Raw genomic sequence first — 14,372 nt, 5'->3', positions numbered from 1 at the left:
TTAGAGCTTCAACTATGTCGCCGGTTGCGCTCGGTGCTCCTGTTGCACGAATGGCGTAGCGCTCCCACTCTTGAGGTGACTCAGAAGCGATCGACGCTCACGCTTCGCGTTCGGGGCCCGTCCCGCGGGGACGGAGGAAGCGCCGAGCCTCGCCGGTGAGGAGCCAACGAGATGAAGACCGCAGTGCCTTGCTACTACCACCTCGACGTGGAAGTGAGCCCCGAGCGCGTCGGACAGGTCGGGCGCATCCTGGCCGCTCACCTCCGGTACTGGGACCTGGAGAACCTCGTGCAGCCGGTCTGTGGCGGTGCCGAACTCCTGCTGAACGCCATCGACGAGCACGCCACGGACAAGAACACGTCGATCGAGATGTGGTGGAACGGCCAGCACCTCATCACGGCCATCGGGGACAACGACCGTGACCTGCGCCCGGACCAGGATCTGCGCGGCTGCCTGGAGCAGATCGCCGCGATCAGCGACGGCTGGGGCTGCTGCGCCACGGACACCGGCAGCAAGGTCATCTGGTTCTCGCAGCGGGCCCGCGCCGGCGAGCGCATGCCGCTGGTGCCGACCGCCCCGGCGCCCAGCCTCCGCGAGGTGCGCCAGGTGCCCCGCGAGGTCCCGGCCACCGCACTGGCCGCCCCCGCCCCCGACCGGGTGCTGGAGGGAGCGCGGTGACGGCACGCACCAAGCGCTCAGGGGTGCCCGCCTGGAGCGGGCACCCCTACCCGTTGGGCGCCTCCTACAACGGACAGGGCACCAACTTCGCCCTGTTCAGCGAGGTCGCCGAGCGGGTCGAGCTGGTCCTGGCCGACGACCGGGGACGGCACAGCGCCGTGGAGATGACCGAGGTCGACGGCTTCGTCTGGCACTGCTTCCTGCCCGGCGTCGGCCCCGGCCAGCGTTACGGCTACCGGGTGCACGGCCCCTGGGCCCCGGCCCTCGGTCACCGCTGCAATCCGGCGAAACTGCTCCTCGACCCGTACACCCGAGCGGTGGACGGGCAGATGGACAACCACGCCTCCCTCTTCGAACGCGGCCCGGACGGGCCCTCACCGGGCGACAGTGCCGGGCACACCATGCTCGGCGTGGTCACCGACCCGTACTTCGACTGGGGCGACGACCGGCCGCCGCGCCGCCCGTACGCGGACACCGTCATCTACGAGGCCCATGTGCGCGGTCTGACCCGCACCCACCCCGCCGTCCCCGACGAACTGCGCGGTACCTACGCCGGACTCGCGCATCCCGCGGTCATCGAGCATCTGACCTCGCTGGGCATCACCGCGGTCGAGCTGATGCCGGTGCACCAGTTCGTCCAGGACGGGGTGCTGACCGACCGGGGCCTGACGAACTACTGGGGCTACAACACGATCGGCTTCTTCGCCCCGCACAACGCCTACGCCGCCCACGGCACCCGCGGCCAGCAGGTCGCCGAGTTCAAGTCGATGGTGAAGGCGCTGCACGCCGCCGGTCTCGAAGTGATCCTGGACGTCGTCTACAACCACACCGCCGAGGGCAACGAGAAGGGCCCGACCCTGTCCTTCCGCGGGATCGACAACGCCTCCTACTACCGGCTGGTGGACGGCGACTGGTCGCACTACTACGACACCACCGGCACCGGGAACAGCCTGCTGATGCGGCACCCCTACGTGCTTCAGCTGATCATGGACTCGCTGCGGTACTGGGTCACCGAGATGCATGTCGACGGCTTCCGCTTCGACCTCGCGGCCACGCTGGCCCGGCAGTTCCACGAGGTGGACCGGCTCTCGGCGTTCTTCGACCTGATCCAGCAGGACCCGGTGATCAGCCGCGTCAAGCTGATCGCCGAGCCGTGGGACGTCGGCGAGGGCGGCTATCAGGTGGGCAACTTCCCGCCGCTGTGGTCGGAGTGGAACGGCAGGTACCGCGACACCGTGCGCGACTTCTGGCGCGGCGGCGAACACACCCTGGGCGACTTCGCGTCCCGGCTGACCGGCTCCTCCGACCTGTACCAGCACAGCAGGCGCCGGCCGCGCGCCAGCGTCAACTTCGTCACCGCGCACGACGGGTTCACCCTGCGCGACCTCGTCTCCTACAACGACAAGCACAACGAGGCCAACGGCGAGGGCAACCGGGACGGCGAGAGCGCCAACCGGTCCTGGAACTGCGGCGCGGAGGGCGACACCGACGACGCGGCCGTGCTGGAACTGCGCGCCCGCCAGCAGCGCAACTTCCTCGCCACCCTGCTGCTCTCCCAAGGCATCCCGATGCTCTGCCACGGCGATGAACTCGGCCGCACCCAGCGCGGCAACAACAACGCCTACTGCCAGGACAACGAGGTCTCCTGGATCGACTGGCGGCTGACCGGCGAGCAGCGCGACCTCGCCGACTTCACGCGGTACGTCATCGGCCTGCGCTCCGCCCACCCCGTACTGCGCCGCCGCCGCTTCTTCCGCGGCCAGACCGTCACCCATGCGGGCCAGCCGCTGCCCGACCTGGTGTGGCTGCTCCCCGACGCCCGCGAGATGACGGAGGAGGACTGGCGCCGCTCCGACGCGCACTGTGTGGGCGTGTTCCTGAACGGCGACGCCATCGCCGAGCCGGACCGCTGCGGCCGCCCTGTCGTCGACGACTCCTTCCTGCTGCTCCTCAACAGCTACTGGGAGCCCGTGGAGTTCCAGCTCCCGGACGCCGCCTACGGCGACCGCTGGACCACCCTGATCGACACGGCCGAACCCAAGGGCGCCCCCGACGAGACCGAGCACAAGGCCGCCACGACGATGACGGTCACCGCCCGCAGCCTGGTCCTGCTGTCCCGCCCGTCCCGGGCGTCGGGACCCTAGGCCCTAGGCCCTAGCGCTCGCGCCGCGAGGTCACCGTGAACTGGGCGCCGTCGGAATCGCGGAGCACGGCCTCGTCGTCGGACTTCGACAGCACACTGCCGCCGTTCTGCTCGGCGATCCGGGCGCAGGCGGCCACGTCATGGACCGCGAAGTGCACCTGCCAGTGCGGGCGGATGGTCGGGTCGGGAGCGGCGCCCAGCGCACCCGACTCGATCCGGGCCACCACATCGCCCCCGCTGCGCAGCACGACCTCGCCGCCCTCGTAGTGCACCTCGCAGCAGCCGGGGCGCTGCGAGGCCCAGTCCAGGACCTCGCCGTAGAAGATCGCGGCGTCGAAGGCGTCGCGGGTGTGCAGGCGGATGAAGGCGGGGGAGGAGCGGCGCCAGGTCTCCCAGTCGCTGACCAGCTCGCCCTCCCAGATGCCGAAGGTCGCGCCGTCCCGGTCGGCGAGCAGGGCCGCCCGGCCGGGAGGGAAGGAGATCGGCCCGACGGCCGAGGTGCCACCGCGCTCCTGCACCCGCGACACCGCCTCGTCCGCGCTGCGCACGGCGAAGTACGGTGTCCAGGCGACCGCCATCTGCCACATCGAGGCGACGGCGGCGATACCGGCGACGGGGTGCCCGTCGGCCAGGGCGATCCGGAATCGGTCACCGAGCTTGCCGGTGCGCCAGCGCCAGCCGAGGACGGCGGTGTAGAAGGCCTGTGTGGTCTCCAGATCCCGGCTGGTCAGGCTCACCCAGCAGGGAGCGCCGAACACGGAGTGCGTGGAGACGACGTCCCGCGTGCCGCGGGGAAGCTTCGTGTCGTGGTTCATGACTGGTCGCGTCCTGGTCTCGCCGGGCCGGCGGCCACCGGCGTCTCTTCCCAGTGTCCGGCCGTTACCCCTGGGGGCGCCTGCCGAGTACCCCGGCCGGCTTGCCGAAACAAAGATGATTCCAGGCTCTGGGCGGTGGCATACCGCCGCCCGAGTGACGAGTATGGATACGTGTCCCGCATACCGCCGCATGAGCCGGCCGACGAGACCGGCCGCATCTCCGAGCTGCAGCAAGAGGTGGACCAGCTCAAGGAGGCCGTCACTTCGCACGCCGTGGTGGACCAGGCGATCGGGATGGTCGTGGCCCTGGGCCGCGTCTCCCCCTCCCAGGGATGGGCGGTGCTCAAGGACGTGTCCCAGCACACCAACATCAAACTCCGCCAGGTCGCGGACCTGATCCTGATCTGGGGGCGGGACGGCGAGATGCCCCCGGAGATCCGCGCCGAACTGGAGGACGCCCTCGACCGGCACGGTCCGACGCAGGTCCCGGGGCGTACCGAGGAGCTCTAGCCCCGCTCACGGTGCCTGGACGAGCAGCTCCTCCCGCAGGTGCGCGAAGCAGCCGCTGAGCAGCCGGGAGACGTGCATCTGGGAGATCCCGAGCTGCTCGGCTATGCGGCTCTGGGTCATGCCGTGGAAGAACCGCAGATAGAGGATGGTGCGTTCGCGCTCGGGCAGCCGCTCCAGACAGGGCCGGACGGCCACCCGGTCGACGACGACGTCGAAGGCCGGGTCCGGTGCGCCGAGCGAGTCACCGAGGGCGTACCCGTCGGTGCCGGGCATCTCCGCCTCCAGGGACAGCGCGGAGAAGCAGTCCAGGGCCTCCATCCCGGAGCGGACCTCGGCCTCGCTCAGATCGGTCAGGTCGGCGATCTCCCGGACGGTCGGGGATCGGCCCGGGGTCGTCTGCGACAGCTCCTTCGTCGCCTGGCGGACCCGGTTGCGCAGATCCTGGATCCGGCGCGGCACATGCAGTGTCCACATGTGGTCGCGGAAGTGCCGCTTGATCTCGCCGGTGACGGTGGGTACCGCGTACGCCTCGAAGGCGCAGCCGCGGTCCGGGTCGTAGTGGTCGACGGCCTTGACCAGGCCGAGCGCGGCCACCTGGTAAAGGTCTTCGAGGGCCTCGCCGCGGCCCTTGAACCGGACCGCGATGCGTTCCGCCATGGGCAGCCAGGCCTGGACCAGGCGATCACGCAGTGCCTTGCGTTTCGGGCCTTCGGGCAGCCGCGCCAGTAGCTGGAAGTCGGCCGCGGTGTCAGGGGCGTCGTTGTGCGGGTGCTGGTGCTGCTTCGTTCTGCCGGTGGTGGGCATGAAGCGCACCTCCCTCAGCGGGTGAAGGTGGGCTCCTGCAGACGTGCCTCCGGTCCGAAGCACTCTTAGAGCGTTCCCGGCGTCGACCACTCAAAACTTTTGCCCCGATATAAGGGAAAATGATGCACATTCTGAGATCGGTCGATCTCGGTGCGTGAGAGCACCCCGTCGGCACGTCGGCCGACGTGATGTGCGGCACGCTCGGGTGACCCCGTGTCGGGCCGCTCGGCGGATAGTCCCTGGGCAGCGCTTGATCAGCGATCAAAGCGGGTGAATGCGCTGGCCACAGCGCATTCTGCTCATTTGACAGTGCGCTGAGCACACAGATAGGAAGCAGCTCTCTGAGGTCGAAGAGGTGCAGTGTGTGCGAGCCGAACGTGGTCGGGGACTGGCAGGAGTACGACGAGCATGCCGGTCTGCGTGTCCGCGTCCACCGTCTGGAGAACGCCGAGCCCCCGCGCGGACGTGATGACGCCGCCGAGGGCATGACGTATTTCTGCCTCCGCGTGACGGTCGAGAACCGTGGTGAGCGGCACTACGGCATCCATCTGGAGGACGGGCAGATCGACGTGCGGATCGGCCCGGACGGGGAGAGCGCCTTCGTCGACTGGCGCAACACCCAGTTCATCGAGGGCTTCGACGTCTACCCGCTGCGCCGGGCCACGGCCGTGCTGTACGGGGCCGGACCGGAGGCGAGCCTGAGCCAGATCGACGTGCAGATCCAGCTGCGCGTCGAGGAGGAGTGGACCGAGCGCCGGCTGTGGGCCGGTGGCATCGGGCTGCACGAGGGGCCCGTACACTCCGGCGCGGGCCGGGAGTGCCTCGCCCACCAGGTCAGCAACTTCCTGCGCGACCAGGCCGAAGAGGGCACCGCCTGACCCGTCGCGGGTTCAGTGCGGGATGCCGTCGATGATCTCGCGGGCGCCCTGACGCAGCAGCGCCACGGCGACCGAGGTGCCGAGCGTGGCCGGATCCAGTCGCCCCGCCCACTCGTGGGCGTTGAGCCGGGTCTTGCCGTCCGGGGTGAACACACACGCCCGCAGGGACAGCTCCCCGCCGTGGTCCACGCGTGCGTACCCGGCGATCGGGCTGTTGCAGTGGCCCTGCAGGACGTGCAGGAACATCCGCTCGGCGGTGGCCTCGCGGTGGGTGTCCGGATCGCCCAGGCCGCTGACGGCGTCGATCAGCTCGGTGTCGCCCTCCCGGCACTGCAGGGCGAGGATGCCCGCGCCGATCGGCGGCATCATCGTCTCGGGGGAGAGGACCTCGGTGATCACTTCGCGCCGGTCGATGCGCTCCAGACCGGACACCGCGAGCAGCAGCGCGTCCGCCTCGCCGGCCGCCAGCTTCGCCAGCCGCCGGTTGGCGTTGCCGCGGAAGGGCACGCACTCCAGCTGCGGATGGGTCGCGGCGAGCTGGGCGACCCGGCGCACCGAGGAGGTGCCGATACGGGTGCCGTCCGGCAGCTCGTCCAGGGTGAGGCCACCGGGGTGGATCAGCGCGTCGCGGATGTCGTCGCGCTTGAGGAACGCGGCGAAGACGGTGCCCGCGGGCAGTGGCCGGTCGGCGGGCACGTCCTTGACGCAGTGCACCGCGAGATCGGCCGCACCGGCCAGCAGAGCGGCGTCCACCTCCTTGGTGAACGCCCCCTTGCCCTCGACCTTCGCCAGGTCCCCCAGCCACTTGTCGCCGGTCGTCTTCACCGGCACGACCTCGGTGCGCACCCCCGGGTGCAGGGTAGTCAACTCGGCGCGGACGCGCTCCACTTGGGCGAGCGCCATGGGCGAGTCGCGGGAGACGATACGGATCAGTTCGGGGACGGACATGCCGACACGATAGACCTTCGGATCTCAGGTTCCCTGCGGTACTGCTCGATTCCCCCCGGTTCAGGACAGAGGCCACTCGAAGGGGAAGTGCGCTTCCTGCCGGCGCTCGGCCCGCTCCGACAGCGCGGCCACGTCGTCCGGCCCGCGCACCAGCTGCCGACGATCTCGTGGAGGAACGGATCGAAGGCGGCGGTCTGTTCGCACGGAGTCATGCCGAGCCGGGTGAACAGCTCCCGGTACTCCGCCTCGGCCCGCCGCAGCCACGGCTCCACGACGGCCGGGAACGCGTCGGGGCCCGGGTGGTCGCTCAGGGCGGTGAACAGCTCCCGCGCGTCGACCCACGTGTCCTGCGTCTCCATGCGCGGACCGCAGCGGTGGCCGGTTCATCGGTTCCACCCGATTTCCGAGCCCCCGGACGGCCGTACGAGAGCACTGCGAGGGCCCCGGCCGTGAGCAGACCTCCCACGAGGAAGGTGCCGCGCACCCCGACCCCCGTGAGCGCGGCGCCGCCGAGGAGGGCGCCCAGGGCCACGCCCGCGTTGAAGGCGACCGAGTTGGCCGCGAGAGCCGACTCGGTGCGGCCCGGGGCCACTTGGAGCACCTGGCTCTGCGAGGCCATGAACCCCGGGCCCACCGACGCGCCCAGCAGCATCAGCAGGGCCACGCACGCCACCTTGTTCTGCCCGGTCGCGTACAGGCCGAGCAGGGCGATCAGCTGGGTGGTCACCGGTACGGCGAGGGTGGCCCGCGGGAAGCGGTCGAGGAGCGGGCCGGTGACGGTGACCCCGGCCAGGCCCGCCGCCCCGAACGCCAGCAGCACGGCGCTGACCGCGTCCTCGTCGAAGCCGCTGACCTCGTCGAGGAAGGTGACGACGTAGGTGAAGGCGGTGAACACGCCCGTCACCGACAGGGCGGTGGTGGCGACGACGACGAGGAAGCGGCGCCGGTCGGGGGTGACACCGTAGGCCGAGTGGCTCTCCTGCGGGCGGGACGTCGGCAGCAGGACGGCGATCGCGATCAGTGACACCACCGCGAGCGCGCCGAGCACCACGAACGGGGTGCGCCAGCCCGTGTGTCCGCCCAGCCAGGTCCCGGCCGGCACGCCGAGCACCGTGGCCAGGGAGCCCCCGACCGACAGCAGCCCGATGATCCGGCCCCGCCGCTCGGGCGGGTACAGGCCGACCGCGACCGGTCCCATCACCGACCAGTACAGCGCCTGGGCGAGCGCGGTCGTCGCGCGGGCCGCGAGGAGCGGTCCGTAGGAGACGGACTCCAGGGACGAGGCCCAGCTCGCGGCGGCGAGGAGGCCGAGCAGGACGGTCAGGAGATGGCGGCGGGGGATCGCCCGGGTGGCGTGGGCCAGCGGCAGCGAGACCACGACGACGGTCAGCGCGTACCCGGTGACGAGCAGGCCCACGGACGGGAGCGAGACCCCGAGGTCGTCCGCCATGAGGGGGAGCACGCCGACCGGGAGGTTCTCGGTGGTGTTGAAGGTGAACGCGCCCAGCATCAGCGCCGCGACGACGGCGCCCCTGCGCCAGGCGGCGCCTCGGGCGGTGTGTTCAGGGGCAGTTGATCGGTAATCGGTCATCGGGGCCAGCGTGCGGGGCACGCGAACGCCGCTCTACTCTTTCGTCCCAGGCCGAATCGAGGACGGAGGCCGCCTTGCCCCTCACCCTGGACCTGGGCACCGACGACCTGACCCGCTGCCGGTTCGCGATCTCACCGCTGTGCCAGACCCACGAGGCGCTACGGCTGCTGCGCCGCCCGGCCCGGCACGGCTACCACCGCGGCTGGCTGCGCCGCGTCCGCCGTACCGTCGCCGGACTCGACCTGGCGCCGCTATGGCTGTTCATGCAGCCGCCCGGCCGCTACACCCCCGACTTCCTCGGCCCGCCCCCGCCCGAGCCGTACCCGGCCATCGAGGACGAACTGGCGCGGATGCGGGCCACCGACCCGGCCCTCGCCCACGCCGAGCTGGCCCGCTCGCTCGCCGGTACGCCCGGACTGGCCGCGTCCGCCGAGGGGCGCGCGGCGCTCGACGACCCCGCCGCCACCGTCCGGCGCCTGGCCGACCTCACCGAACGCGCCTGGCACGCCCTGCTCGCACCGGACTGGGCCCGGCACCGCGGCGTCCTGGAAGCCGACATCGCTCACCGCTCCCGGCAGGCCGCGGACGGCGGACTCGACGCGCTGCTCACCGGACTGCACCCGGGCATCGGCTGGGCCGGGCACACGCTCACGCTGCGGATGTCGGGTGACCACGCGGACGCCCAACGCGCCGACGGGCGGGGCGTGTTGCTGATGCCGAGCGTGTTCGTCTGGCCGGACGTGGTCAGCGGCTTCGCCCGCCCCTGGCAGCCCACCGTCATCTACCCGGCCCGCGGCATGGGCCGCCTGCACGACACCGCCCCGCCGGACCCGCCGCAGGCCCTGGCCCGGCTGCTGGGCCATCAGCGCGCCGCGGTCCTCACCGGTCTGACCGTCCCCGCCTCGACCACCGAACTCGCCGCCCGCCACGGCCTCGCCCCCTCGACGGTCTCCGCCCATCTGGCGGTGCTGCGGGAGGCGGGCCTGCTGACCTCGCGGCGCGAGGGGCACTATGTCCTGTACGGGCGGACCGAGTTGGGCGACTCGCTGGTGGTCAGGCGACCAGCGGCTCGCTGATCTCGATCGCCCGCTGGGCCGCGGCGAGCGCGAGGTCGTCGCCGACGTCCAGGGCCGTGTCGGTCAGCTTGATGACGTGCTCGTCGCCGTGCGCGAGCGCCCGCTCCATGACCTCCTCGGCGGTGAGCCGCACGGACGGCCGGTAGGCGACCGGCTCATCGGGGGCGTACATCGCGGTGACCGCGGCGGACGCGGTCCAGGCCGCGTGCAGGCTCGGCACCCACAGCTCGCGCGGCAGCGAATCCAGGGCGCGCAGTACGGCGTTGGGAGCCGTCGCCGCGTGCACGAGCATGGTCGGCTCGCCGTGGCCGTGGGTGGCGTAGCGGTGGGTCGCGGCCCGGACCAGTTCGGTGAGCCGGTCCCGCGCGATGTCCGGGTCGGTGACGTCCTCCGCCCAGCCGGGCAACCGGTGTACGGCGGCCAGCCGGTTGCGGAACCCCATGTGCCCCGGCGCGATCGGGGGTACGGCGTCCAGGGCCTCGCTCGCGATCGCCGTGCCCGGCAGCACGGCGAAGCCGGTCAGGGGCTGATGCCGGGCCGCCCAGTAGCCCAGCGCGTGGGCGAGTTCGGCGCGCCGCGGCGCGGACTCGCCGGTTTCCAGGGCGCGTACGGCGTGGCCGACCCGGATGATCACATGCGTGGCGCCGCCGTAGAGCCCGGGGAGCAGGCGCGACCACCACTCGGTGAGGACGTCGCGCCAGGGGCGGTCGCCGAGGGCGCGGGCGAAGTGGTCCGTCCAGTCGGCGATCCGGCGTGGATCGCCCAGCGCGGTGGGCCAGTTGTCGTCCGTGACCGGGGCCACCCGGTCCGGGAAGTCCTCCAGCCGGTCCTGATACAGATCCACCCAGCGGTGCACCGCGCCCGCCTGCCCGTTCGCGGCGAGCGCCTCGACGACCATGGGGGCGTGGTTGGTGAGCCAGCCCTCGTGTTCCGGACCGGCGGCGTGCAGGCGTTCCAGCGCTTCTTCGAGCAGTCCGCTCGTGTCGGTGGTGTTCATGCCGATCACGCTAGACGGCGGGCGACGGCACCGGATCGGGCCCGGGGCGGAGCGCCGGACGGCGCTGGTCCTAGTCCCCGGGCCCGAGGCCTCACGCGTACGGGTCGAAGGTGATGCCCGACGGCTTGGCGGACGACAGGTGGTTGCCGAAACTGGCGTCCTTCAGGCCGAAGTTGGCGCTGCCGAAGTTGTAGGCGACCAGCTTGTCGCGCACCCCCGACGGGTAGCCGTTCCAGCCGACGAGCGGCGGGTACTGCCAGGTGCCCCGGTGGTTCTCCGGCGGCTCGTCATTGGAGTTGGCGAGCCGGAAGCAGTGCGTGCTGATGCCGTCCTTGTGGTACACGATCTTCGCGTGCGTGCCGTCGAAGCGGACGGACGAGGCCGCGCTCACCGTGAACGAGCCGTGGTTGGACGTCGAGACGTACTTGACGGCGCCGCTCTGCACCCAGATCACGACGTGCTCCCAGTCGTGCCGGTGCCCGCCGATGCTGCTGCCCGGGATGGCCTGGTCCTTCTCGAAGTACAGGCCGTACAGGTACGCGCACCAGCCGTTGTTGCACTTGTAGCGCGAGTAGCTGTTGGTGTTGGCGAGGTCCGAGGCGTCCCGGCAGCTGCCGTTGAGGGCGCCGGTCGGGTTCAGGCCCCCGTTGACGGTCCCGTCGGCGCTGATCGCGGGCGTGGAGTAGCAGCCGTCCGTGTCGTAGTCGAACGCCGGCTGGTAGGTGAACTCGGCGGACTCGGCATTGGCGGGCAGCGCCGGCGGCGGCGCCGCGAAAGCGACGGAGGGGAAGGCGATGACGAGCGCGGCGGCACCGGCAAGGCCGGTGAGCCATCTTCTGCGGTGCTTCTTCGACGACGGTGACGACACTGCGTCCTCCTCGCGGGCGCAGCCCAACGGCTGTGGGGGAATGGGGAGTTCAGCTTCCCGGCTTTTCATGTCCGCGCCAAGAGTGAAAAGGCATCACTCCGGTTACGGCCGACCCAACAGTCGGATCTTGAAAAAGGGTCAGTCCTGAAGAAGGGTCAGTCGACGTCGTCCGGCAGGTCGGCCGCCGACTCCTCCGGCGTCAGGTCCGGCCGCAGCCGCAGCCACGACGGCTGACGCAACAGCCCGGCCCGGGTACGAGTGCTGAACCGCACCTCCCCGACCAGCCGCGGCATGACCCAGTGCGCACCCGGTACCGCGGGCACGGGATCGAAGGGGCATACGTCCGTCTCGGCGGCCCGGAGCAGCGCGCCGAGCTGCTCCCGCTCCTTCGCGCTCCACCCGGTGCCCACCCCGCCGACGTACCGCAGCCGCCCGCCGGCCCGCTGCCCCACCAGCACCGCACCGGGCAGGCCCGTGATCTGTCCCTTCCCCTGCAGCCAGCCGCCCACCACGACGTCCTCGCTGCGCATGTTGCGGATCTTGATCCAGGACCGGGACCGCACGCCCGGCTCGTACACGGAGTCCAGCCGCTTGCACACCAGGCCCTCAAGCCCGTGCTCGCGGGTGGCACGCAGGGCCTCCTCACCGTGGCCGACGATCGCCGCGGGCGTCGACCAGCGCGGCCCCTCCAGGCCCAGCCCCTCCAACTGCTCGCGCCGCCGCACATAGGAGAGCCGGACCAGGGAGCGTCCGCCGAGGTGCATCACGTCGAACAGCGCGAAGTGCACCGGCACCTCGGCGGCCCGGCGTGCCGCCCGGCCCGGTGAGTGCGCAAGACCCATCCGGGACTGGAGCAACTGGAAGTCCGCGCGGCCCTGTTCGTCGAGGGCCAGCACCTCCCCGTCCAGCACCGCGGGCGTGGTGCCGAGCACGCCGGACAGGGGGCTGAGCTCGGGGTAGGCGGCGGTGACCTCCTCGCCGGAACGGGCCCGCAGGACCAGACCGCCGTCCCCGTCGAGGTAGGCCACCACCCGCTGGCCGTCCTGCTTGGTCTCGTAGGCCCAGCGCGCGTCCTGCGCGGCCGGCGGCAGGGTGCCGGGCGTGGCGAGCATCGGAGGGATCAGGGGCAGACTCACGGGTCAGTTGTCGACGGGCGGAGGGTCCCTCACGCCCTCCCGCCTCGGGTTTCGCCTGAACGGCCGCCGCGCGGGGCGGGCCCCGGTCCCCGTAGGCTTCCGTCTTTGGAACAACCGCCGCACGGTGCCCGTAGGGACCGGCCCGCGCGGCAGGCAGGAACGGTCCCGGTGCGGAGACGATCATGGCAGGCAGGGCGGTCCGGGCAGAGCAGGTCAGCGCGACCCGGGAGCTGATCCTGTCCGCCGCCGAGCGGCTCTACGCCGAGCACGGGGTGTACGCGGTCTCCAATCGCCAGGTCGGCGAGGCCGCCGGACAGGGCAACAACACCGCCGTCGGCTACCACTTCGGCACCAGGACCGACCTGGTCCGCGCGATCGTCCGCAAGCACGCGGCGCCCATCGAGGAGATCAGGACCGGGCTTGTCGAGCGGGTCGTCGGCTCCACGGAACTGCGCGACTGGGTGGACTGTCTGGTCCGGCCCGTCTTCGAGCACCTCGCCGCGCTCGGCACCCCCACCTGGTACGCCCGGTTCTGCGCCCAGGTCATGACCGACCCCGCGCTGCACCGGATCATGGTCGAGGAGGCGCTCGGCTCCCCGGCGCTCCGCGAAATCGTCGAAGGGCTGCGCCGCAGTCTGCCCGACCTGCCCGACGAGGTCCAGGCCGAGCGCGGCGACATGGCCCGTCAGCTCATCGTCCACATGACCGCCGAGCGGGAACGCGCGCTCGCCGAGGACACCGCCACTCCCCGCGCCGGCTGGCAGGACGCCGCGACCGGCCTGGTCGACGCCCTCGTCGGCATGTGGCGGGCCCCGGTCACGCCGAGGGGCTGACCCGCACCCCTGGGTGGGACGCGGGTCGGCTCATGACTGCTGCGGTCAGCGGGCGACGCGGATCCGGGTGATCCGGTCCGCACCGCCCGCACCCGCACCGGACTTGTCGACCACGTACGCGGTACGGCCCTCCAGCTCCACGTGGTTGGGGTTGGCGCCGGTCGCGATCGTCTCGACGACCGTGCCCGTACGCGGGTCGACGACGGTGACGTTCGCGGCCGCACGGTTGGCCACCAGCACCTTGCCCGTGCGGTCGTCGGCGGCGACGGACAGCGCGCCCGCGCCCGTGGCCACCGTCTTCGTGACCGCCCCCGACCTCAGGTCGACGACCGAGACGGTGCCCGCGGTCTGGTCGGCCGTGTACGCGGTACGGCCGTTCGCCGACAGCGCGACCGAGATCGGGCCGTCACCGGCCGGGACGAACCGCGGTGTGTCCGACTTGGCGGAGACCTCGATGATCCGGTCGCCGTTGAGGTCCGAGGCGTACACCGTGCCCGTGTCCTCGTTCACGTCGAGCCCGGCGGGACCGGCGCCCTCGACGGTGATCCGCCGCTTCTCCTCGAAGGTCTTGGAGTCGTAGGCGACCAGCGTGCCGTCGCCGAAGGCGCTGGCCCACACGGTGTCGCGCTCGTCGTCCACGACGATCTCGCGGGCGTGCGCCACATTCGGCAGGGTGGCCAGGTGCGCCCCGGTGCGCTGGCTGTAGACGGCGACCGAGTTGTTGCGGGTGTTGGTCACCCAGACGGTGTTGTGCTCGTCGTCGACGGCGACGCCGTACACCGCCTCCAGGGCGCCCGTGGCGGCGTCGGTGACCGGTGGGGTGATCGTCTTCTCGATCGCGAGCGTGTCCGGGTCCACCTTCAGCAGGCTGCTGGTGGTGACCGGCGGACGGCCCACCGCGACGGTGACCCAGAGCGCGTCGTTCCGCTCGGAGTACGCCGACTGGTACAGGCCCCGGACCAGCGAGGCGGTGGTCGCCGTCGAGCCGCTCGCCCCGGCGGAGGCGGTGCCCGCCAGCGCCACGGTGCTTCCGGCGGTGAGGGCTACGGCGACAGCGGTCGCGAGGACGGTACGTGAGGTCATGCTGGGACAACT

14 protein-coding genes are annotated in these 14,372 nt (G+C 71.7%); 6 read left to right on the top strand and 8 right to left on the bottom strand.

Annotated elements, in window-relative coordinates; translation table 11 throughout:
• Positions 1–171 precede the first annotated feature (171 nt).
• Entirely contained in the window at positions 172–678 is a 507-nt protein-coding gene (locus STRCI_RS01810; RefSeq protein ID WP_269657009.1) for a pep a2, read from the top strand.
• Positions 675–2,822, top strand: coding sequence for a glycogen debranching protein GlgX (gene glgX / locus STRCI_RS01805; protein ID WP_269657008.1), 2,148 nt, complete (start codon positions 675–677; stop codon positions 2,820–2,822). Before STRCI_RS01810 ends, glgX begins: the two co-directional genes overlap by 4 nt.
• Before the next feature lie 10 nt (positions 2,823–2,832).
• Here glgX and STRCI_RS01800 read toward each other — a convergent pair whose 3' ends face one another.
• A complete protein-coding gene (locus tag STRCI_RS01800; protein ID WP_269657007.1) occupies positions 2,833–3,636 on the bottom strand; it encodes a VOC family protein in 804 nt (267 codons plus the stop codon).
• 171 nt (positions 3,637–3,807) lie between these two features.
• Here STRCI_RS01800 and STRCI_RS01795 point away from each other — a divergent pair, with 171 nt between their 5' ends.
• A complete protein-coding gene (locus STRCI_RS01795; protein WP_269657006.1) occupies positions 3,808–4,146 on the top strand; it encodes an ANTAR domain-containing protein in 339 nt (112 codons plus the stop codon).
• A gap of 6 nt (positions 4,147–4,152) precedes the next feature.
• Here the strand turns inward: STRCI_RS01795 and STRCI_RS01790 are convergent, their stop codons facing one another.
• The gene (locus STRCI_RS01790; protein WP_269657004.1) at positions 4,153–4,950 is read right to left on the bottom strand and encodes an RNA polymerase sigma factor SigF; all 798 of its coding nucleotides are present in this window, start codon (positions 4,948–4,950) and stop codon (positions 4,153–4,155) included.
• Positions 4,951–5,312: 362 nt separating this feature from the next.
• Here STRCI_RS01790 and STRCI_RS01785 point away from each other — a divergent pair, with 362 nt between their 5' ends.
• Positions 5,313–5,828 (top strand): hypothetical protein, encoded by a 516-nt coding sequence (locus STRCI_RS01785; protein ID WP_269657003.1) that lies wholly within the window; start codon positions 5,313–5,315, stop codon positions 5,826–5,828.
• 12 nt (positions 5,829–5,840) lie between these two features.
• On the opposite strand, the gene hemC is transcribed toward STRCI_RS01785, so the two are convergent.
• Together hemC and STRCI_RS01775 are read right to left on the bottom strand one after the other, a co-directional pair.
• Positions 5,841–6,776, bottom strand: a complete 936-nt coding sequence (gene hemC, locus STRCI_RS01780) for a hydroxymethylbilane synthase (RefSeq protein WP_269657002.1) — start codon at positions 6,774–6,776, stop codon at positions 5,841–5,843.
• Between the two features lie 307 nt (positions 6,777–7,083).
• On the bottom strand, positions 7,084–8,367 hold the full coding sequence (locus tag STRCI_RS01775) for an MFS transporter (RefSeq protein ID WP_269657001.1): 1,284 nt from the start codon (positions 8,365–8,367) through the stop codon (positions 7,084–7,086).
• Between the two features lie 74 nt (positions 8,368–8,441).
• Between STRCI_RS01775 and STRCI_RS01770 the strand changes: the two genes are divergently transcribed.
• The gene (locus STRCI_RS01770; RefSeq protein ID WP_269657000.1) at positions 8,442–9,443 is read left to right on the top strand and encodes an ArsR/SmtB family transcription factor; all 1,002 of its coding nucleotides are present in this window, start codon (positions 8,442–8,444) and stop codon (positions 9,441–9,443) included.
• Here the strand turns inward: STRCI_RS01770 and STRCI_RS01765 are convergent.
• The 3 genes from STRCI_RS01765 to ligD all read right to left on the bottom strand — a co-directional run bounded on the left by STRCI_RS01765 (position 9,421) and on the right by ligD (position 12,444).
• A complete protein-coding gene (locus tag STRCI_RS01765) occupies positions 9,421–10,440 on the bottom strand; it encodes a questin oxidase family protein (protein WP_269656999.1) in 1,020 nt (339 codons plus the stop codon). The two genes, STRCI_RS01770 and STRCI_RS01765, sit on opposite strands and share 23 nt — an antisense overlap.
• A gap of 91 nt (positions 10,441–10,531) precedes the next feature.
• A complete protein-coding gene (locus STRCI_RS01760) occupies positions 10,532–11,308 on the bottom strand; it encodes an NPP1 family protein (protein ID WP_269656998.1) in 777 nt (258 codons plus the stop codon).
• 155 nt (positions 11,309–11,463) lie between these two features.
• Positions 11,464–12,444, bottom strand: coding sequence for a non-homologous end-joining DNA ligase (ligD, locus tag STRCI_RS01755; RefSeq protein ID WP_269656997.1), 981 nt, complete (start codon positions 12,442–12,444; stop codon positions 11,464–11,466).
• A gap of 182 nt (positions 12,445–12,626) precedes the next feature.
• On the opposite strand from ligD, the gene STRCI_RS01750 reads away from it, so the two are divergent.
• Complete coding sequence (locus STRCI_RS01750; protein WP_269656996.1) at positions 12,627–13,277, top strand: TetR/AcrR family transcriptional regulator; 651 nt, start codon at positions 12,627–12,629, stop codon at positions 13,275–13,277.
• A gap of 45 nt (positions 13,278–13,322) precedes the next feature.
• Here STRCI_RS01750 and STRCI_RS01745 read toward each other — a convergent pair whose 3' ends face one another.
• Complete coding sequence (locus tag STRCI_RS01745) at positions 13,323–14,360, bottom strand: YncE family protein (protein WP_269656995.1); 1,038 nt, start codon at positions 14,358–14,360, stop codon at positions 13,323–13,325.
• Positions 14,361–14,372: the final 12 nt, after the last annotated feature.

The organism is Streptomyces cinnabarinus (genome assembly GCF_027270315.1).
Classification (GTDB): domain Bacteria; phylum Actinomycetota; class Actinomycetes; order Streptomycetales; family Streptomycetaceae; genus Streptomyces; species Streptomyces cinnabarinus.
The sequence above is the reverse complement of the archived record's forward strand: the minus strand, read 5'-3'. Positions and strand labels throughout refer to the sequence as shown.